Here is a 17,837-nt window from a genome sequence, read left to right as displayed (position 1 = left end):
CCCTAACCGGGGCGTGGTCGGGCACCGGAGGTGCCGGCGCGGGGTCAGGCGCCCACGCCGGCGCGCTCCAGCGCCTCGACCAGTACCCGCAGGGTGTGGGTCGCGTGCGCCAGGATCTGCGCGGGCTCGGTCACCCCGGGCGGCGGGTACGGCGCGACGGTCAGCGTCGTCACCCCGGCCTCGGCGAACGCGACGAGGCGGTCGGCGATGCGGTCCGGGGTGCCGAGCAGCGAGGTGCGGTCGATGAACTCGAACGGCACCGCGGCCATCGCCTCCCGGTGCTTCTTCGCGAGGAACAGGTCCTGCACCTGCGCCGCGGCCTGCTCGTAGCCCATCCGTACCGCGAGCCGGTTGTAGAAGTTCTGCTCGCGCGAGCCCATCCCGCCGACGTAGAGCGCCGCGTACCCGCGGATCGGCTCGGCGCAGGCCTGCTCGTCGTCGCCGACCACCACCGGCACGGTGGGTACCACGTCGAAGCCGTCGAGGCTCTTGCCGACCTTGGCGCGACCGGCCTCGACGTGCCTGAGCTGCTCGGCGGCGAACTCCGGCGCGAGGAACACCGCGAGCCAGCCGTCGACGAGCTCGCCGGCGAGTTCCAGGTTGCGGGGGCCCACGGCGGCCAGGTACAGCGGGATCTCGCGGGTCGGGTGCACGGTGAGGCGCAGCGCCTTGCCCGGCCCGTCCGGCAGCGGCAGCTGGTAGAACTGCCCGTCGTAGGCGACCGGCTTGCGATGCAGCGCCAGCCGGACGATGTCGACGTACTCGCGGGTGCGGGCCAGCGGCTTGGCGAACCGGACCCCGTGCCAGCCCTCGGAGACCTGCGGGCCGGAGACGCCGAGACCGAGCCGGAACCGGCCGCCCGAGATGCCGTCGATGGTGGCCGCGGTCATCGCGGTCATCGCCGGGGATCGGGCCGGGATCTGCATGATCGCGCTGCCCAGGTCGATGCGTTCGGTCTGGCCGGCGAGCCAGGCGAGCATCGTCGGCGAGTCCGACCCGTACGCCTCGGCGGCCCAGAGCACCGAGTAGCCGAGCCGGTCGGCCTCCTGGGCCAGGGCCAGGTGGGCGCGCGGGTCGTTGCCGGCGCCCCAGTACCCGAGGTTGAGTCCGAGCCGCATCCCCATCGTGCCTCCGATCACCGACATGCCCGACATTACCGACAGGCCGTGCGATCCCGCGCTGCCCGGCGGCTCCTGAGCGTGCAGGGTACTGGCGCGGGCGCGGCGGGTCGCCGCCGGTGGGTGGATGCGCGCCGGTACCGTCCGCTGCATGGAGCAGCGCGCGCTCGGCCGCACCGGCCTGCGGGTGTCCCGGGTGGGGCTGGGCACCATGACCTGGGGACGCGACACCGACCCGGACGACGCCGCTGCGCAGCTCAAGTCGTTCGTGGACGCCGGCGGCACGCTGATCGACACCGCCGACGTGTATGCCGACGGCGACGCCGAGCAGATCGTCGGCAACCTGCTCGGCGCGCTGGTCCCCCGCTCCGAGCTGGTCATCGCCACCAAGGCCGGGCTGCGGCCGAGCACCAACCGGCGCCGCGACTCCAGCCGGGTGCACCTGCTGCGCACCCTGGACGCGTCCCTGGCCCGGCTCGGCACCGACTACGTCGACCTGTGGCAGTTGCACGGTTACGACCCGCTCACGCCCATGGAGGAGACGCTCGCGACGCTGGACCACGCGGTCTCCTCCGGCCGGGTCCGCTACGTGGGCATCTCCAACTTCTCCGGTTGGCAGACCGCGAAGTCGGCCACCTGGCAGCGGGCCTGGCCGGGCCGCACCCCGCTGGTGTCCGCGCAGGTGGAGTACTCGCTGGTGGAGCGCAGCGCGGAGCGCGAGGTGGTGCCGGCCTGCCAGGACCTCGGCATCGGCATCCTGCCCTGGTCGCCGCTCGGCCGCGGGGTGCTGACCGGCAAGTACCGGCACGGCACGCCGGCCGACTCGCGGGCCGCGTCGCCCCAGTTCGACCGGTTCGTGGAGCGCTACCTGGACGACACGTCGGCCGGCATCGTGGAGGCCGTCGCCACCGCCGCCGACGGGCTCGGCGTGTCCCCCCTTGCGGTGTCCCTCGCCTGGGTGCGCGACCAGCCCGGGGTGGTCGCCCCGATCGTCGGCGCCCGAACCGTCGGGCAGCTGCTCGGCTCGCTGCAGGCCGAGGCGCTCACCCTGCCGCCGGAGATCCAGTACGCGCTGGACGACGTCTCCTCCCCCGCCCTCGGCGGCATCGGCCCGGGGTGAGCACCCGATGAGTCCGGACTGGCGATCCGCCGACAGTATTGGGCAGGATCGGGGGGTGCCATCCGACTACGAGTACGTCCCGCTTCGGATCCCGCCGGACGTGGACCGGCTCACCGCGGCCGTCCGACTCGCCATCCAGGCCGAGTTCGGCGGCTGGGAGCTGGCCACGGTCCGGCTGTTCCGCGACGGCAGTCGCCAGGTGATGCTGCGCCGCCGGCGCAGACAGGCCGAGACCCCGCTGCCCGGCCTCTCCTACTGAAGCGGCCACCGTCCAGCGGCGACCCGCGACGGGGCCGCCGCCGGATCACCGTGGTTCGGGCGACTCCTCGACGTACTCGTCGAACCGGAACAGCGGCAGTTCGGCCGCATCGGCGACGAACGGGTCGTCCTCGTCCTCGTCGTCGGACTCCACCGCACCCGGCGGCAGCTGGCTGACCGTGACCACCCCGCGCAGCGGCTCCAACTCCGGCACGTCCAGCGAGCCGAGCGCCCCGTCACCGGACTGCATCAGCTCCGCCACCGCCGCCCCGACGGTCTCGATCGGTTCGGCCGAACCGTCGCCCCGGGGCGCCACCCGGCGGATCGTCTCCGCGGCGCGCAGCAGCGCGGCCACGCTGGGTACGGTGAAGTCCCGGCGCTGCCGGACCGAGATGGTGACCTGCTGGTCGGACTCGGCGTCGGGCACCGGCGCCCACTGCCGGTCCGCCTCGGTCGGATCGATCGGCTCCAGGTCCCACGGCGTGACCTCACCGAACGTGTCGAGCAGCAGTTCGTCGTAGCCGAACGAGGCGTTGTTGAGCGCCACGTAACTGCGCCACACCGCCTCGTCGTCCGAGCGCCCACCGGCGGCGCGGACCGCGGCGAGATGAGCCCGCGCGGCCTCGACCACCTGGTCCAGCGCGGCTTCGAGATCGGGGTCGGTCATCGACTCCTCCGATGGGTGCGGTCGGCGGCGGCCCGGCCGGCCGCCGCCGCGGGCTCAGCAGTGGGCGAAGAAGCGTTCCAGGACCCGGACGCCGAACCGCAGGGCGTCGACCGGTACCCGCTCGTCGACCCCGTGGAACAAGCCGGTGAAGTCCAGGTCGGCGGGCAGCTTCAGCGGCGCGAACCCGAAGTGCCGGATGCCCAGCCGGCTCAGCGCCTTGCCGTCGGTCCCGCCGAACATCATGTACGGCACCGGCCGGGCACCGGCGTCGTAATGCCGCAGCGACTCGGCCATCGCGTCCACCAGCGGCCCGTTGAAGTCGGTCTCCAGCGCCGGCTGGTGCTGCTCGTAGGCGATCTCGACGCCGGCTCCGGCCAGCCGCTGGATCTCGGCCAGGAAACGGTCCTCGTGCCCGGGCAGTGCCCGGCCGTCGACGGTGGCGTGCGCCTCGCCGGGCACCACGTTCGTCTTGTACCCGGCGGAGAGCATCGTCGGGTTGGCCGTGTTGCGCACGGTGGCGCCGATCGCCCGGGCCATCGGCCCGAGCGTGGCGATCACCTGCTCGGGCTTCTCCGGATCGAGCGGGACCCCGTACGCGTCGGACACCTCGTCGAGGAACCGGCGCACCGTCGGGGTCAGCTCGACCGGGAACTCGTGCGCGCTGATCCGGGCGACCGCCCGGCACAGCGCGGCGACCGCGTTGTCGTCGTGCACCATCGAGCCGTGCCCGGGCGCGCCGCGGGCGGTCAGCCGCATCCAGTTGAGACCCTTCTCGGCGGTCTGGATGAGGTAGAGCCGCAGGTCGTCGGAGACCGAGACGGAATAGCCGCCGACCTCGCCGATCGCCTCGGTGACGCCCTCGAACCAGCTGGCGTGGTGCTCGATGACGTGGTGCGCGCCGTAGGTCGAGCCCGCCTCCTCGTCGGCGAAGAACGCCAGCACGATGTCGCGCGGCGGCACCCAGCCGGTGCGCCGCCACTGGCGGACCAGCGCCAGCACCATCGCGTCGAAGTCCTTCATGTCCACGGCGCCGCGGCCCCACACGTACCCGTCGCGGACCTCCCCGGAGAACGGGTGTACCCGCCATTCGGACGGGTCGGCCGGCACCACGTCGAGGTGGCCGTGCACGAGCAGCGGCGGGCGGGAGGCATCGGCGCCCGGGATGCGCGCCAGCAGCGACGCGCGTCCCGGCGCGCTCTCGGTCAGGAACGAGTCGATGCCCACCTCGGCCAGCTGCGCCGCCCCGTACTCGGCCGCGGCCCGCTCGCCGACGCTGGTGTCGTTGTCGCCGGTGTTGGTGCTGTCGATGCGCAACAGCTCCTGGCAGATCCGCACCACCTCGTCGGTCGCGGCGGCCGGAATCGGCCCGGAATCGGTCGTGCTCAGGACCGTTCCTCCTTCATCGGAACTGTCCTGCGGCGCCACGTCGTTCATCCGCCCTTCATACCAGCACCGGCGGAACGGACGGGGACACGGCCCGGCGCCGTCCGGAGACCGGCCGCGCCACCGTGGTGGGGGTCATGTCCGGGCCGTGGCCGACGCCGGCCCGGCGATCGCCGCACCGCCGTATCGTTGCTCGTGGCGAACCGGCGCGGGACGCGCCGGCGGCGGGGAGGACCACCAGATGATCGATCGCCGAGCGGCGAAGCCGGTGCTGCTGACCGTGGACGACGATCCGGGCGTGTCCCGGGCGGTGGCGCGCGACCTGCGCCGGCGGTACGGCGAGGACTTCCGGATCGTCCGGGCCGATTCCGGCCGGGACGCGCTCGACGCGCTGAAGGAGCTCAAGCTGCGCGGCGAGCCGGTCGCCGCGATGCTCGCCGACTACCGGATGCCGGAAATGACCGGCATCGACTTTCTCGAGCAGGCGATGGACCTGTTTCCCCGGGCGCGCCGGGCGCTGCTCACCGCGTACGCGGACACCGACGCGGCGATCCAGGCGATCAACGTGGTCGACGTCGACCACTACCTGCTCAAGCCGTGGGACCCGCCCGAGGAGAAGCTGTACCCGGTGGTCGACGCGCTGATCGAGATGTGGCGCGCCACCGGTGAGTCGCCGGTCGACGAGGTGAAGGTCGTCGGGCACCGGTGGTCGGCGCCCTCGTTCGCCGCCCGCGAGTTCCTGGCCCGCAACACCGTGCCGTACCGGTGGTTCAGCGTCGACGAGCCGGAGGGTCAGCGGCTGCTGTCCGCGGCCGGCGCCACGCCCGACGACATCCCGGTGGTGATCACCCCGGACGGCCGCGTGCTGCGCACCCCGAGCGAGGTCGAACTGGCCGGCGCGGTCGGGCTGTCCACCGCACCGTCCGCCGACTTCTACGACCTGATCGTGATCGGCGCGGGTCCGGCCGGGCTCGGCGCCGCGGTCTACGGCGCCTCCGAGGGGCTGCGTACCGTGCTGGTCGAGCGGGAGGCGACCGGCGGCCAGGCCGGGCAGAGTTCCCGGATCGAGAACTACCTCGGCTTCCCGGACGGCGTCTCCGGCTCCCAGCTGACCGACCGGGCCCGCCGCCAGGCGGTCAAGTTCGGTACCGAGGTGCTCGCCGCCCGTGACGTGGTGGCGCTGGAGGCCCGCGGCTCGGCCCGGGTGGTCCGGTTCGGCGACGGTACCGAGGTCGCCGCGCACGCGGTCATCCTCGCCACCGGTGTCGCGTACCGCACGCTCGACGCGGACGGGTCCGACCGGCTCACCGGCCGCGGCGTCTACTACGGCTCGGCGAACACCGAGGCGCCGTCCTGCGCCGGGCAGGCGGTGTACGTGGTGGGCGGCGCCAACTCGGCCGGCCAGGCGGCGGTGTTCTTCTCCCGGCACGCCCGCTCGGTGACGATCCTGGTCCGCGGCGAGTCGTTGAAGCGCTCGATGTCGCACTACCTGATCGAGCAGATCGAGGCGATCGACACGATCGCGGTGCGGCCGAACACCATCGTCGACGAGGTGGTCGGCGACGACCACCTCGTCCGGCTGCGGCTGCGCGACCGGCTCACCGACGCCGTGGACGAGGTGGAGTCCAACCACCTGTTCGTGTTCATCGGCGCGCGACCGCACACCGACTGGCTCGACGGGGTCGTCGAACGCGATCCGCTGGGCTTCGTCCGCACCGGGCCCGACCTTCTGGTCAGCGGGGAGCGCCCGGCCGGCTGGACGCTCGACCGGGACCCCTACTACCTGGAGTCGAGCCTGCCGGGCGTGTTCGTCGCCGGCGACGTGCGGTCGGAGTCGGTGAAGCGGGTCGCCGCCGCCGTCGGCGAGGGCGCGATGGCCGTCACCCTGGTCCACCGGTACCTGGAGGACCAGTGACCCGGCCGGCGAGAAAGCGTGCCGGCGAGAAAGGACCGCTCATGAGCAAGCGACAGCGAGCGAGCCATGGGCATCGCGCATCGTGGTGCCTCCTGAGCGTTCCGACGAAGGAGGAACGCTCATGAGCATCGATCGGTCGCAGCTGGCCGGGATGGCGCTGTTCGAGCACCTCAGCGACGAGCAGACGGACTGGATCGCCGCACACGCCGACGAGGTACGGGTGGCGGCCGGCGAGATGCTGCTGAGGGAGGGCGAGCCGGCCCGGTGCTTCTACGTGCTGCGCTCCGGCACCCTGTCGCTGTTTCGCACCGTGCGCGGCGACGAGGTGGAGCTCAACCGCACCGCCCATGTCGGGTCGTACTGCGGAGCGGTGCGGTTCTACTTCGGCGACCAGATCGAACAGTCCTACGACAGCAGCGTGCGCGCGGTGACCGACTGCGTGTTCTACGCGCTGCCGGCGGACGAGTTCAACGCCGCGTTCGGCCGGTGGTTCCCGATGGCGGTGCACCTGCTGCAGGGCATGTTCGCCGGCAAGCGCAACACCGAGCAGCTGGTGACCCAGCGGGAACGGCTGCTGGCGCTGGGCAAGCTGACCGCCGGGCTGACGCACGAGCTGAACAATCCGGCCGCCGCCGCGGTACGGGCCACCGACGCGCTGCGCGAGCGGGTCGCCGGGATGCGGCACAAGCTGTCGCTGCTCGCTTCCGGGGATCTGCACGTCCAGCAGCTCAAGCACCTCACCGGCGTCCAGGAGGAGTTCGTCGCCCGGGTCGCGAAGGCGCCGGCGCTGACCGCGCTGGAGACCAGCGACCGCGAGGACGCCATCACCGACTGGCTCGACGACCACGAGATCGCCCGGGGCTGGGAGATGGCACCGGTGCTGACCGCGGCCGGCATCACCGTGGACGACCTGGACCTGCTGGCGGCCAGTACCGAGCCGGAATTCCTGGAACCGGCGCTGCGCTGGCTGGGCTACTCGGTGGAGACCGAGACGCTGATGAACGAGATCCAGCAGGCGGTCTCCCGGATCTCCGCGCTGGTCGGCTCGGCGAAGCAGTACTCGCAGCTCGACCGGGCGCCGCACGGGGTCGTCGACCTGACCGAGGGGCTCGATTCGACGCTGGTGATGATGGCGGTCAAGCTCGGCGAGAACGTCAGGGTGGTCAAGGAGTACGACCCGACGGTGCCGCCGGTGCCCGCCTACGCCGCCGAGCTCAACCAGGTGTGGACCAACATCATCGACAACGCGGTCGACGCGATGGACGGCGTCGGCACGCTGACCATCCGAACCGGGTTGGAGGGCGACCGGGCGGTCGTCGAGATCGGCGACACCGGGCCGGGCATCCCGGCGCAGCTGCAGCAGCAGATCTTCGAGCCGTTCTTCACCACCAAGCCGATCGGCCAGGGCACCGGTCTCGGTCTGGACGTCAGCTGGCGGATCGTGGTCAAGCGGCACGGCGGCGATCTGCAGGTCATCTCCCGCCCGGGCGACACCCGCTTCCGGATCAGCCTCCCGCTGGCCGCGCCGACCCGCTAGGGCCGCGGCCAGGGTCTGTTTCGGAGTCCCGCGTGCCGCAAGCCGGGGCTCCGAAACGGACCCTAGGGCGTCACCACGAGCCGCCTGCCGCGCAGGTCGGTGCGGCACCACGCGGCCTCGATGTCGCGCAGCGGCACGGTCTCCAGCTCAATGGTGAGCTCGCCGGCCCGGATCCAGGACAGCACCTGCTCGTACACCGCGGCGAAGGTGTCGGCGTCGAACCCGGTGGCCGCGCCGACGATCTGCAGTCCGGAGGTGCGCAGGCTGGCAGCGGGCAGCGCGACCTCGGCACCGGCCAGCTCGCCGATCTGGATCAGCCGGGTCCGCTGGCCGAGCGCGAACGTCTCCGGGATCAACGCGCGCAGCAGCAGGCCGGTGGGCCTGCCCCACAGGTAGTCGGCGATCACGTGGTAGCCGTCGCCCAGCGCGCCCCGGTAGGCCCGCAGCAGGTCGTCGTCGGGTACCGCGGTGTTGATCACCGTGTCGGCACCGAGCTCGCGCAGCTCGCGGAGTTGGTCGTCGTCGCGGCCGGTGGCCACGATGCGTCCGGCGCCGAGCAGTCTGGCGATCTTGATGCTGAGCCGGCCGGCCACCCCCGTCCCACCCTGCACCAGCACCGTCTGGCCACGGTCGAGTTCACCGGCCGTCCGGATCGACATGGCGGTGACCGCCGAGCTCAGCGCCGACAGCACGGCCGGGTCGATCCCGGCCGGAATCGGCCGGGTCAGCCGCGCGTCCACCGCGCACAGCTCGGCGAGCGCGCCGTACGGCGGGCGGAGGTCGCCGAAGGTCACCAGCGTCCCGTCCGCCAGCTCGCCGACGCCGTCGAACGTCGGGATCATGGGCAGCTCGGTCAGGTACCTCGCAGCGGCGTAGTGCTGGCCGGCGACGATCGCCCGGTCCACGTTCTCCACCGCGACCGCCCGTACCCGGACCACGACCTCACCCTCGCGCGGCACCGGATCCGGAAAGTCCTCGTACCGGGGGACGCCGCCGACCTCGTGCACCACCGCGGCCTTCATCACAGCGCCTGCCCGAAGACGGCGGCGATGCGCCGCTGCCAGGCCACGAGAACCCGGGGCGGCCGGGCCGGCGAGTGGTTCCGGCCGGGCGCACGACTGTCGGTGGTCGTGCGCGGCGCGCGGCCGTGGCGGGTTTCGCCCTGGTGCCCGGCCGCCCGCTCCCGGTGCAGTGGAACGCCGGGGGCGCGGTGGGTCGCCTGGTGTAGGGCGTCGAGCGGCGCCCGGGGGTCGGACATGGTGCCACTTCCCTTCGGTTCTCTATCGGTGATAGATGGACTCTATCATCGATAGAGAGGCTTCTCAATCGCTGATAGGGTGGCGCGGGGTGAGGCCGATGGCGTTGGACAAGCGGCAGATCGTGGCCGAGGCCGTCGCGCTGCTCGACGCGGACGGCCTGAGCGGCGTGACCCTGCGCAAGCTCGCCGCCCGGCTCGGCGTCCAGCAACCCACCCTCTACTGGCACCTGCCGAACAAGGCCGCCCTGCTCACCGCGGTCGCCGACGCCATCCTCGAGGAGCAGTTCCCCGAGCTGGCGCCGCCGCAGCCCGCGGAGCCCTGGCAGGAGTGGCTGGTCGGGCTGGCGGAGCGGTTGCGCCGGGCGCTGCTGGCCCATCCCGACGGTGCCCGGCTCATCTCCCTCTCACAGCTGTCTTTGCGCATGGCCGCCATCTCCGAGCTCGCGATCAGCACTCTGGTGGCCCGCGAGATCCCGCTGCGGCAGGCGCGGCTGATCGTCCTGACCGTGGAGCACTTCACGGTCGGCCACGTGCTGGAGGAACAGGCCGGGCGTCCGGCCGCGACCTCCGCACCGGACTTCGACCTCGAAGCCTTCACGCAAGCCCATCCGACCGTCGTCGCCGGGATCACCGAGTACTTCCAGGACGGCCGGACGCCCGACGACCTGTTCCGCGACTGCCTGAACGTGATCATCCGGGGTGCGGCGACCACCGCCAGCCGCGCCTGCTGATCGACGGAATGTTCCGCGGTTCGAACGGATGGCAGGGCCCAGCCGTGGGTAGTTGAGTAAGTGCGTCTCGGCGGTGCACCGACCGGCGGCCGGTGCACCGCCCGGGACCGGTCGACGACACCGTGGACGGACATCATGGGGTTGAGCATCAGCATCGCGGTCGGGGTGGTCAGCATCGTGCTCGGCGTGGTCATCCGGATCCTCGTGCCGCGCCCCCGGGTCGTGGAGGGCGCGATCACCGCGTTCGCCGGCCTCGTCGGCGGCGAACTCGGCGTGCTGATCGGCGCACAGACCGGCATCAGCCAGTTCCAGTGGATCGTCGGCATCGTGCTCGGTGCCGTGTTCGCGGGCGTCACGGCGGTCCTGTTGTCGCTGTGGCGCGCGCCGTACCCGCCGCACCATGCGCCGCCGCACCCGATGGACCGGCGCAACTACGGCGGGCGGCCGAGCACCTGACGGCACCGGTCCAGCGGATCCCCGGGAGGCAACAGCGGGCCGGCCGGCCGGCTGAGCCGCCCGCGGCGGCACGCCGGATCCGCCGGGCCCCGGCTCAGCTCCGCTCGCGCACGCCGCGGGCGGTGCGCAGCAACTCGGCCACGCCGTACCGCTCGGGATCGATGCTGACCGAAACCGCGACACCCGGGCGGACCAGCCAGAACACCCGGTCGTCGGTGCGCAGGCCGGGGTGGTGGCCGATCGACACCGGGGTCAGCCGCCAGTCCGGGCCCTGCTCCAGGTAGTCGGTCAGGTAGGCACGCAGCGCGGCCAGGCTGGCCAGCCGGTCGCCGCGCAACGTCTCGACGGTGAGCTCGACCCGCCAGCCGTCGCCGTACCGGCTCTCCCAGTCACGGGAGCAGAACGCGACGTCGTCCCACTCGTAGGCGAAGTCCGACGGGGTGCCGAGGCCCGCCGGCAGATGGGTGAGGCGGAAGCCGTCGAGCACCGGCGCCGGATGTGCGGCGGCCGGACGCGACGCCGCGGCGGCCGGCGTCCGGTCGGGGGCGCCGGAGGCGGCCGGACCGGCGTGGGCGGGCAGGGCCGGGGCGACCGCGCACACCGCGCCGACCGCCAGGCCGGCGATCGACAGGCGACGGGAGAGCTGCAGCGACATGACTGCTCCGTTTCGTTCGTGGTGGGACCCGCACGGCGGGTCGGACGGCATCCATCGTCGATCCGCCGTGGGCGAGATCGGCTGCGCCGCAACGGATCTGTGCACAACCGGCACCCCTGTGGACAACCTTGCCGATCCGCGCGACAGGTGGTAGGCGCCCGCTCGCCACCGGGCGAATTTGGCGGAAAATTACGAGATTCCGGTTAACAAGGGCAGCGAACTACATCCACCGCGAGATACCGTGAGAGCCCCATTTCGGCTCAGCGACAAGGGGTTCCGTCATGGCAGTCCGGAAGAGACTCGTGGCGCTCGCCGCCACCGGAGCGGTGCTGTTGGCCGGCGCGGCACTCACCGCCACCACGTCCACCGTCGCCTCCGCCGCGAGTGGCCCGACCACGTTGCCGACCAGCCAGTTCACGCTGACCTCCGACTACCACGCCTACGACGCGCTCGACTCGGCACTGGTGAGCAAGCTCGGCACCGCCTCGGTCGACACGGTGATGAAGAACGCCAACCACACCCGCACCGGCATCACCGACTCCCTCGGCATCGCCGGTTACCAGACCGGGTTCAGGTTCGACTCCGGCGACAACTCCGACTGCACCAACTACCCGCAGGGCATCACCACCAGCCGGGACGCCGTCGGTACCGCGAACAGTGGCAACTACGACGGTCACCAGCTGGTCCTCGTCAGCTGGTACACCAAGGCAGGTTGCGACGGCGCGCAGGCACGCAGCCGGATCACGCTGGTCGACTGGGACGCCACCTGGCCCAACACGTACCGCAAGATCCTGCTGGTGGAGCCGACCGGCACGGCCACCACGCCGAACTTCACCGACATCCCGATCCACGCCGGCGGCGTCTCGTGGTACGGCGACTACCTCTACGTCGCCGACACCGGGCACGGCATGCGGGTGTTCAACATGAAGAAGATCCTCAAGACCGACACCAGCGGCAGCGCGAGCGAGATCGGCCGCCAGTCCGACGGCACCTACCACGCGCACAACTACGCCTACGTGCTCCCGCAGGTCGGCACGATCACCTCGCACACCACCTCGGGCACCTCCGTGGTGTGGTCGACGATCTCGCTGGACCGGGTGAGCAAGTCGATCGTGATGACCGAGTACACCTGCGCCAGCTGCACGAACTACCCGCAGCGGGCACCGCGGGCGTTGCGCTTCCCGTTCGCGTCCGGCGCCACCACCTTCGCCGCGACGACCACCGCGAGCCAGGCGCTGCAACTGCCCTGGTACAACCTGAACGGGGTCGGTTCGCACAACGGGCGCTGGTGGTTCAACTCCTCGGGCGCGAAGAAGCTGTACTACTGGACACCGTCGACCGGCTCGCACACCTACAGCTGGCTCGGCGGCGGCGAGAGCCTCAGCTACTGGGAGGACGCGTCCGGTCCGGACCTGCTGTGGTCGCTGCAGGAGCCCAGCGGCCACCGCAACGTCTTCGCGGTCACCCAGGCCACCTACGGGCCCTGACCCGCACCGCGGTCCCGGCCGGAGCGGCTGCCGCCGAGGACCTCGTGATCGAGCCGGACCGGCAGACCGGTCCGGCTCGGTGTTTCACTGGGGGTCCAGTCGTCGTGAGGGGGGCCGATGTCGAACAGCGAGCCGTACGCCGGGCAGATCGTGACCGCCGGGCGCATCGTCGCCGGGGACGGGACCGAGCCCGAGGCGTTCGTCGTGGCCGGCGAGTGGATCAGGCAGACCGGGCCGGTCGCGGCGCTGCGGGCGGCCTGGCCGCGCGCGACGCTCGTCGACCTCGGCGCGGTGACCCTCGTACCCGGCTTCAACGACGCGCACAGTCACCCGACCGTCTGCGCCGAACAGCTGTTGCAGCTCGACCTCTCCCCGCAGCGGGTGCCGGACCGGGCGTCGATGCTGGCCACGCTCGCGCAGCGGGCCGCGGACACCCCGGCCGGCGAGTGGATCGTCGGGGTGGGGGTCGACCCGGCGCGCAGCCTCGGCGGCGTGCCGCTGTCCGCCGCCGAGCTGGACGCGGCCTGCCCGCACCAGCCGGTGCTGGTGGTCGACGTGACGCTGCACGCCGGCGTGCTCAACAGCGCCGGCCTGGCGCTCGCCGGGTACCGGCGGATCGACGACGCACCGAGCGGCGGTGAGCTGGGGCACGACGCGGCGGGGCGGTTGACCGGGGTGCTGGTCGACCAGGCGCTGTACGACGTGGCGTTCCCGGCGTTCACCCGGCGGGCGACCGTCGTGCCCCGGCCGGACCGGGCGGCGGCGCAGCGGGCCTTCGTGCGGTTCGCCGGCCGGCTGCACGCGGCCGGCATCACCTCGGTCGGCGACGCGATGGTCGGCCCCGAGTCGTGGGAGACGCTGGCCGGGCTGGCCGCCGCCGGCGAGCTGCCGCTGCGGGTCAACGCGCTGGTCGGCTACGAGCACTGGGAGTCGTTCCGGGCGCTGGAGCTGCCGGCTCCGGTACCGACCGACCGGCTGCGGGTAGGCGGGGTGAAGGCGTTCGCCGACGGTGCGGTCAACGGCGGCGTCGCCTGGACCAAGCAGCCGGTGCCGGCGGCGGAGGCGCCCGGCCAGCCGCGGATGTCACCGGCGCAGCTGCGCCAGGTGGTCGCGGACGTGCACGAGCGCGGCGGCACGATCGCGGTCCACGCCAACGGCGACCGGGCGATCGCGGAGGTGCTCGCGGCGGTCGAGGCGGCGCAGCAGCGCCGGCCGCGGCCACAGGTACGGCATCGCATCGAGCACGTCGCGATCGTCGACGACGAGATCGTCGCGGCGATGCGGGCGCTGCGGGTGGTCGCGGTGCCGTTCGGGCAGTACCCGGCGGCGCACGGCGACAAGCTGCGCCGGTTCTACGACGCCGACCGGATCGAGCGGATGTTCGCGCACCGCACGCTGCTGGACGCCGGGGTCCCGGTGGCCGGCTCCTCCGACCACCCGTGCGGGCCGTACGAGCCGCTCTACGCGCTGCAGAGCCTGGTCACCCGGCGGGACAGGACCGGCACCCCGTTCGGCGAGCGCCAGGCGATCACCGTCGACCAGGCCCTCGCCGTCTACACCACCGGCTCCGCGTACGCCTCCGGCGAGGAGGCGACGAAGGGTCGGATCGCGGCCGGCCAGCTCGCCGACTTCGTCGCGCTCGCCGAGGATCCGCGCACCGTACCGGCGGGACGGCTCGCCGACCTGGCGGTGGTCGGCACCTGGCTCGGCGGTACCCGGGTGTATCCGACGCCGGCCGACCCGGGAGGGGTCCCGCCCGAGGACCGGTAGACCTGTGCTGACCGGAGCCGCCCGGGGCGGCGCGGTCGCACGGCACGCGCCCCGACCCCACCGCGCGCCAGGCGAGACGAAGGGACAGCCATGGCCGACGAGTTCATCCCGCACTACCTGCCGTCGAGCACCCCGAGCCTGGCCCGGGGCGTACCGGCGGCCCCGCCCGGGACGCTGTTCGTGCTGTCCGAGCAGGGCGGCTACGCGATGCCGCCGCGCCGGTTCACGCTGCTGTTCGGCCGCGGTAGCGAGGACGGCGACGTGCACGTCCCGGTCGGTACCGACGATCCGTACATCAGTCGCTGCCACGGCCGACTGATGTGCGACGGCGAACGGTGGTGGCTGCGCAACGCCGGCCGGCTGCCGATCCGACTGCCGGCCGACGCGCTGTTGCTGTGCGGTCAGGAGATGCCGGTGGCTCCGGGCTACCTGCCGCTGCTGATCGGGCGGGGCAAGCGGTCGCACCTGGTGGAGCTGCGGCTGGTGGGCCGCGGGCCGGCCGACACCCGCGGTGTGCCGGGCGCCTCGACCCGGGCCGATCCGAGCGCCTACCCGCTGGACGACACCGAACGGGTACTGCTCGCCTCGCTGGCCCAGCGGTACCTGCGGGGTGAGCCGCACGCGGCGCCGGTGGCCTGGAAGCAGGTGGTCGACGACCTGAACGCGCTGCGGTTGCCGCGCGGCAACGGGCAGCCGTGGAACGAGCGGGCGGTCGCGAACGCGGTCGCCCGGATCCGGGCCGGCATCCCGGACCTGCCGTCGCCGGACGAGCTCGGTGTACCGCTGGGCAACGCGGTCAACGCGACCCTGATCCAGGCGTTGCTGCGCTCCGCCACGCTGACCCCGGCCGACCTGGCCCGGCTGGACGGCCCGGACGCTTGATCGGCGCGGTGCGGCGAGCCGGTGCGGGCCGAACCGGCGGGGTGAACCGGCGCGGGGCGGGCCGGCGCGGGCCCGACGGTGTGGTTGTGCCGCGGCCCGGCTGGGGTCGGTCAGCGCGGACCGGCGTCGAAGCGCCACCAGTCCAGCAGCACGTCGGGGCTGGTGGCGCCGAACGACAGGGCGAGGATCTCCAGGTGATCGTCGGTCCAGGCGAGCGTGTAGCTGCCCGCGTGCCGGGCACAGCCGAGCCGGCCGCGGGCGCCGTCGTTGTGGTACGGCGCGTCGCCGTGGAAGTCGGCCGGCGAGTCGGTGCAGCGCGGACCGCTGATGCCGACGTTCGCCGCGTACGCGGCATTCATCGACGCCGCATCGTCGAACTGGTAGTAGAACACGATGCTGGTGCCGCGGGTCGGGCCACACACCACCGCGGTCACCCGCGCGTCGCCGACGTTCGAGGTGATCTGGTCGGGGGGCGGGCGCATGCAGTCCACCCGGGAGGCGGCCGGTACGTGCCGGAGCAGCGCGCGCTCGGCCGCCGTCGGGAACACGGGGTCGGCATGCGCGTTCACCGTGGCGGCGATCGTCGCGGTCGGCGCGGCGAAACCGTAGTAGCCGCGCCACCAGCGGGCCAGCTCGGCGGCCTTGGTCCCGGTCGCGGTGGCGAGCAGGTTCAGCGGCTCGACGCTCCAGGTCAGCACCGGGGCGCCGTGCTCGCCGCGGTGGCACAGCAGCTGGCCGATCGGCACGCTGCGCAGGTCCAGCGACCGCACGCCGAGGAACCCGGGCGCCGCGCCGTCGCTGCAGTCGACGCCGCCCGGCGCCCGGACCGCGGTGGACCGGCGGCGCATCGCCGCGGTCAGCGCCGCGTCGCTGCCGAACTGGTAGTACGACACCGAGCTCGCGCCCTCATCGGGCGGATCGCAGGTGACGGCGGCGGTCAGGCCGGGCAGGTCGTCGGCGCTACCGGCGGCGGTGCGGCGACAGCCGGACAGTGCGATGAGGCTGGTCAGCGCGCGTTCCGCCGTGGTGGGGTAGGCGGCCAGCCGTACCCAGCCCGACCACGCCGCGCCGAGCGCGCGGGCATCGCCGCCGACGACCGTACCGACGGTGCGGGCGTGCACGTCGGTCCAGGTCAGCGCCGTCTCGCCGTACCCGGTGGCGCACAGCACCCGGCCGGCGCCGGTCCCGGTCGCCGGGTACCGGTGCTCGCCGTCGGTGCCGGTGGCGCAGTCCCCGCTACCGCTGGGCACCCGGGCCGCCCGGACCGCCGCCCGGTAGGCGGCATCCTGCGCGGACTTCGCGTCGTACAACCCGAACCGAACCGTGCGGGTACCGGAGCGGCAGGCCAGCGCGATCTCCGCGGCGGCGAGGCGGCCGGTCGGTGCGGCGAGGCGGCAGTCGGCCCGCAGCGCGCCGGGGATCCGGTGCAGCGTGGCGGAATCCGGCCGGTCACCGACCCGCGGCTCCAGGCCGTACCAGACCGCCCCGCCCACCGCCCCGACCAGTGCCACCGCGAGCAGGCCGGCGAGGACCCGGTACCGCCGGGCCGTTCCGCCGAGCCGCCGGACCGGCGCGAGCGGCCGGACCCGCGCGAGCGGAAGGACCCGCGCGAGCGGAAGGACCCGCGCGAGCCGGCGGGCCGGCGCGAGCCGGCGGGCCGGCGCGAACCGGCGCGGGCGGCGAACCGAGAGCGGGCCGCCCCGTCGGGTGCCGCGCCACGGCGACCGGTCGGCACGCCCCGCGGTACCGGTGGCGGCGGCGCGCAGTGCGGTGACGAACTCGCCGCAGGCCGGGTAGCGCTGCGCGGGGTCGCGCGCCATGGCCCGGGCCACGACCGCGTCCAGCGCCGGCGGCAGGCCGGCCACCCGCGACGAGACGGGTGGCGGATCGGTGCTCAGCTGGCTGGCCCGCACGGCGTGCGTGTCGGACGACTCGAACGGCGGGGTGCCGGCCAGACATGCGTAGACCACGGCGCCGAGCGAGTACACGTCACCGCGGCGGCCCGCGACCTGGTCCGGCGCGGAGAACCCGGGCGTGCCGAACGGCGCGCTGCCCGGCACGGTCAGTTGCTCGCCCGCGATCCTCGCGATGCCGAAGTCGCACAGGTAGGCATGGTCGGTACCGCCGGCGATCAGCACGTTGCGCGGCTTGACGTCCCGGTGCACCACACCGGCCTCGTGCGCGTAGTCCAGCGCGGAGGCCAGCTGGGCGGCGAGGTGCAGGGTGCGCTCCAGCCCGAGCGGACCGTCGGCGTCGAGCCTGGTCTGCAGGTCCGGCCCGCCCGGCCCGTCGCCCGGCACGTAGGGCATGACGAGGTAGCCCGGACGCTCGGTCGGACCGGCATCGGCGAGCAGCGGGATGATGTTCGGGTGGGTCAGCCGGGCCGCCACCGACACCTCGCGGGCGAACCGGGCCGGGTCGGCGCCGTCGGCCGGGATCTTCACCGCGACCAGCCGGTCGTGCAGGCCGGTGTCGCGGGCCAGGTACACCTCGCTCATCGCGGTCTGCGCCAGCCGCCGCACGATCCGGTACCGGGGGATCGCGCGGGCCACGTCGGCGGCGTCGCGGAACGGCGGAACGGTCGGATCCACCTCAACCTC

Annotated in this window: 16 protein-coding genes; 9 read left to right on the top strand and 7 right to left on the bottom strand. The window is 73.4% G+C overall.

From position 1 onward, the window contains the following. Window positions 1–44 precede the first annotated feature (44 nt). Window positions 45–1,118, bottom strand: a complete 1,074-nt coding sequence (locus tag Asera_RS21490; RefSeq protein WP_030446157.1) for an LLM class F420-dependent oxidoreductase — start codon at window positions 1,116–1,118, stop codon at window positions 45–47. A gap of 151 nt (window positions 1,119–1,269) precedes the next feature. Here Asera_RS21490 and Asera_RS21485 point away from each other — a divergent pair, with 151 nt between their 5' ends. Beyond that, window positions 1,270–2,238: an aldo/keto reductase gene (locus Asera_RS21485; protein ID WP_030446158.1), complete on the top strand. Its 969-nt coding sequence runs from the start codon at window positions 1,270–1,272 to the stop codon at window positions 2,236–2,238. Window positions 2,239–2,293: 55 nt separating this feature from the next. Beyond that, window positions 2,294–2,497, top strand: a complete 204-nt coding sequence (locus tag Asera_RS21480; RefSeq protein ID WP_244843976.1) for a DUF5703 family protein — start codon at window positions 2,294–2,296, stop codon at window positions 2,495–2,497. A 45-nt stretch (window positions 2,498–2,542) separates the two neighbouring features. Here the strand turns inward: Asera_RS21480 and Asera_RS21475 are convergent, their stop codons facing one another. Both Asera_RS21475 and Asera_RS21470 read right to left on the bottom strand, forming a co-directional pair. Then, complete coding sequence (locus Asera_RS21475; RefSeq protein ID WP_030446160.1) at window positions 2,543–3,163, bottom strand: hypothetical protein; 621 nt, start codon at window positions 3,161–3,163, stop codon at window positions 2,543–2,545. Between the two features lie 54 nt (window positions 3,164–3,217). Further along, the gene (locus Asera_RS21470; RefSeq protein WP_084131477.1) at window positions 3,218–4,597 is read right to left on the bottom strand and encodes a M20/M25/M40 family metallo-hydrolase; all 1,380 of its coding nucleotides are present in this window, start codon (window positions 4,595–4,597) and stop codon (window positions 3,218–3,220) included. A gap of 190 nt (window positions 4,598–4,787) precedes the next feature. Here Asera_RS21470 and Asera_RS21465 point away from each other — a divergent pair, with 190 nt between their 5' ends. After that, on the top strand, window positions 4,788–6,461 hold the full coding sequence (locus Asera_RS21465; RefSeq protein ID WP_030446162.1) for an NAD(P)/FAD-dependent oxidoreductase: 1,674 nt from the start codon (window positions 4,788–4,790) through the stop codon (window positions 6,459–6,461). A gap of 121 nt (window positions 6,462–6,582) precedes the next feature. After that, on the top strand, window positions 6,583–7,998 hold the full coding sequence (locus tag Asera_RS21460) for an ATP-binding protein (RefSeq protein WP_030446163.1): 1,416 nt from the start codon (window positions 6,583–6,585) through the stop codon (window positions 7,996–7,998). 62 nt (window positions 7,999–8,060) lie between these two features. On the opposite strand, the gene Asera_RS21455 is transcribed toward Asera_RS21460, so the two are convergent. Then, window positions 8,061–9,020 (bottom strand): quinone oxidoreductase family protein, encoded by a 960-nt coding sequence (locus Asera_RS21455; protein WP_030446164.1) that lies wholly within the window; start codon window positions 9,018–9,020, stop codon window positions 8,061–8,063. Further along, window positions 9,020–9,256, bottom strand: a complete 237-nt coding sequence (locus Asera_RS21450; RefSeq protein ID WP_030446165.1) for a hypothetical protein — start codon at window positions 9,254–9,256, stop codon at window positions 9,020–9,022. The genes Asera_RS21455 and Asera_RS21450 overlap by 1 nt, the downstream gene beginning before the upstream one ends. Before the next feature lie 98 nt (window positions 9,257–9,354). Here Asera_RS21450 and Asera_RS21445 point away from each other — a divergent pair, with 98 nt between their 5' ends. Both Asera_RS21445 and Asera_RS21440 read left to right on the top strand, forming a co-directional pair. Then, window positions 9,355–9,987, top strand: a complete 633-nt coding sequence (locus Asera_RS21445) for a TetR/AcrR family transcriptional regulator C-terminal domain-containing protein (RefSeq protein ID WP_030446166.1) — start codon at window positions 9,355–9,357, stop codon at window positions 9,985–9,987. A 135-nt stretch (window positions 9,988–10,122) separates the two neighbouring features. Continuing rightward, window positions 10,123–10,443 carry a hypothetical protein gene (locus tag Asera_RS21440; protein ID WP_157034792.1) on the top strand — a complete coding sequence of 107 codons (321 nt, stop codon included), beginning with the start codon at window positions 10,123–10,125 and terminating at the stop codon, window positions 10,441–10,443. Between the two features lie 94 nt (window positions 10,444–10,537). Here the strand turns inward: Asera_RS21440 and Asera_RS21435 are convergent, their stop codons facing one another. Then, window positions 10,538–11,098, bottom strand: a complete 561-nt coding sequence (locus Asera_RS21435; protein ID WP_051802204.1) for a hypothetical protein — start codon at window positions 11,096–11,098, stop codon at window positions 10,538–10,540. Window positions 11,099–11,379: 281 nt separating this feature from the next. Between Asera_RS21435 and Asera_RS21430 the strand changes: the two genes are divergently transcribed. From Asera_RS21430 to Asera_RS21420, 3 genes are all read left to right on the top strand, one after another. Then, on the top strand, window positions 11,380–12,585 hold the full coding sequence (locus Asera_RS21430; RefSeq protein ID WP_030446169.1) for a hypothetical protein: 1,206 nt from the start codon (window positions 11,380–11,382) through the stop codon (window positions 12,583–12,585). Between the two features lie 117 nt (window positions 12,586–12,702). Beyond that, complete coding sequence (locus tag Asera_RS21425) at window positions 12,703–14,355, top strand: amidohydrolase (RefSeq protein WP_051802205.1); 1,653 nt, start codon at window positions 12,703–12,705, stop codon at window positions 14,353–14,355. A 90-nt stretch (window positions 14,356–14,445) separates the two neighbouring features. Further along, window positions 14,446–15,237 (top strand): FHA domain-containing protein, encoded by a 792-nt coding sequence (locus Asera_RS21420; protein WP_030446172.1) that lies wholly within the window; start codon window positions 14,446–14,448, stop codon window positions 15,235–15,237. A gap of 110 nt (window positions 15,238–15,347) precedes the next feature. On the opposite strand, the gene Asera_RS21415 is transcribed toward Asera_RS21420, so the two are convergent. Continuing rightward, window positions 15,348–17,828 carry a serine/threonine-protein kinase gene (locus Asera_RS21415; RefSeq protein WP_051802206.1) on the bottom strand — a complete coding sequence of 827 codons (2,481 nt, stop codon included), beginning with the start codon at window positions 17,826–17,828 and terminating at the stop codon, window positions 15,348–15,350. Window positions 17,829–17,837: the final 9 nt, after the last annotated feature.

Origin of the sequence: Actinocatenispora sera, from assembly GCF_018324685.1 — a bacterium.
Lineage (GTDB): Bacteria > Actinomycetota > Actinomycetes > Mycobacteriales > Micromonosporaceae > Actinocatenispora > Actinocatenispora sera.
The sequence above is the reverse complement of the archived record's forward strand: the minus strand, read 5'-3'. Positions and strand labels throughout refer to the sequence as shown.

Coding starts and splice junctions, on each gene's coding strand:
- Asera_RS21440 (WP_157034792.1), top strand. CDS start 10,123: ATGGGGTTGAGCATCAGCATCGCGGTCGGGGTGGTCAGCATCGTGCTC.
- Asera_RS21450 (WP_030446165.1), bottom strand. CDS start 9,256: ATGTCCGACCCCCGGGCGCCGCTCGACGCCCTACACCAGGCGACCCAC.
- Asera_RS21435 (WP_051802204.1), bottom strand. CDS start 11,098: ATGTCGCTGCAGCTCTCCCGTCGCCTGTCGATCGCCGGCCTGGCGGTC.
- Asera_RS21455 (WP_030446164.1), bottom strand. CDS start 9,020: ATGAAGGCCGCGGTGGTGCACGAGGTCGGCGGCGTCCCCCGGTACGAG.
- Asera_RS21475 (WP_030446160.1), bottom strand. CDS start 3,163: ATGACCGACCCCGATCTCGAAGCCGCGCTGGACCAGGTGGTCGAGGCC.
- Asera_RS21425 (WP_051802205.1), top strand. CDS start 12,703: ATGTCGAACAGCGAGCCGTACGCCGGGCAGATCGTGACCGCCGGGCGC.
- Asera_RS21430 (WP_030446169.1), top strand. CDS start 11,380: ATGGCAGTCCGGAAGAGACTCGTGGCGCTCGCCGCCACCGGAGCGGTG.
- Asera_RS21470 (WP_084131477.1), bottom strand. CDS start 4,597: ATGAACGACGTGGCGCCGCAGGACAGTTCCGATGAAGGAGGAACGGTC.
- Asera_RS21460 (WP_030446163.1), top strand. CDS start 6,583: ATGAGCATCGATCGGTCGCAGCTGGCCGGGATGGCGCTGTTCGAGCAC.
- Asera_RS21465 (WP_030446162.1), top strand. CDS start 4,788: ATGATCGATCGCCGAGCGGCGAAGCCGGTGCTGCTGACCGTGGACGAC.
- Asera_RS21420 (WP_030446172.1), top strand. CDS start 14,446: ATGGCCGACGAGTTCATCCCGCACTACCTGCCGTCGAGCACCCCGAGC.
- Asera_RS21445 (WP_030446166.1), top strand. CDS start 9,355: ATGGCGTTGGACAAGCGGCAGATCGTGGCCGAGGCCGTCGCGCTGCTC.
- Asera_RS21490 (WP_030446157.1), bottom strand. CDS start 1,118: ATGCGGCTCGGACTCAACCTCGGGTACTGGGGCGCCGGCAACGACCCG.
- Asera_RS21485 (WP_030446158.1), top strand. CDS start 1,270: ATGGAGCAGCGCGCGCTCGGCCGCACCGGCCTGCGGGTGTCCCGGGTG.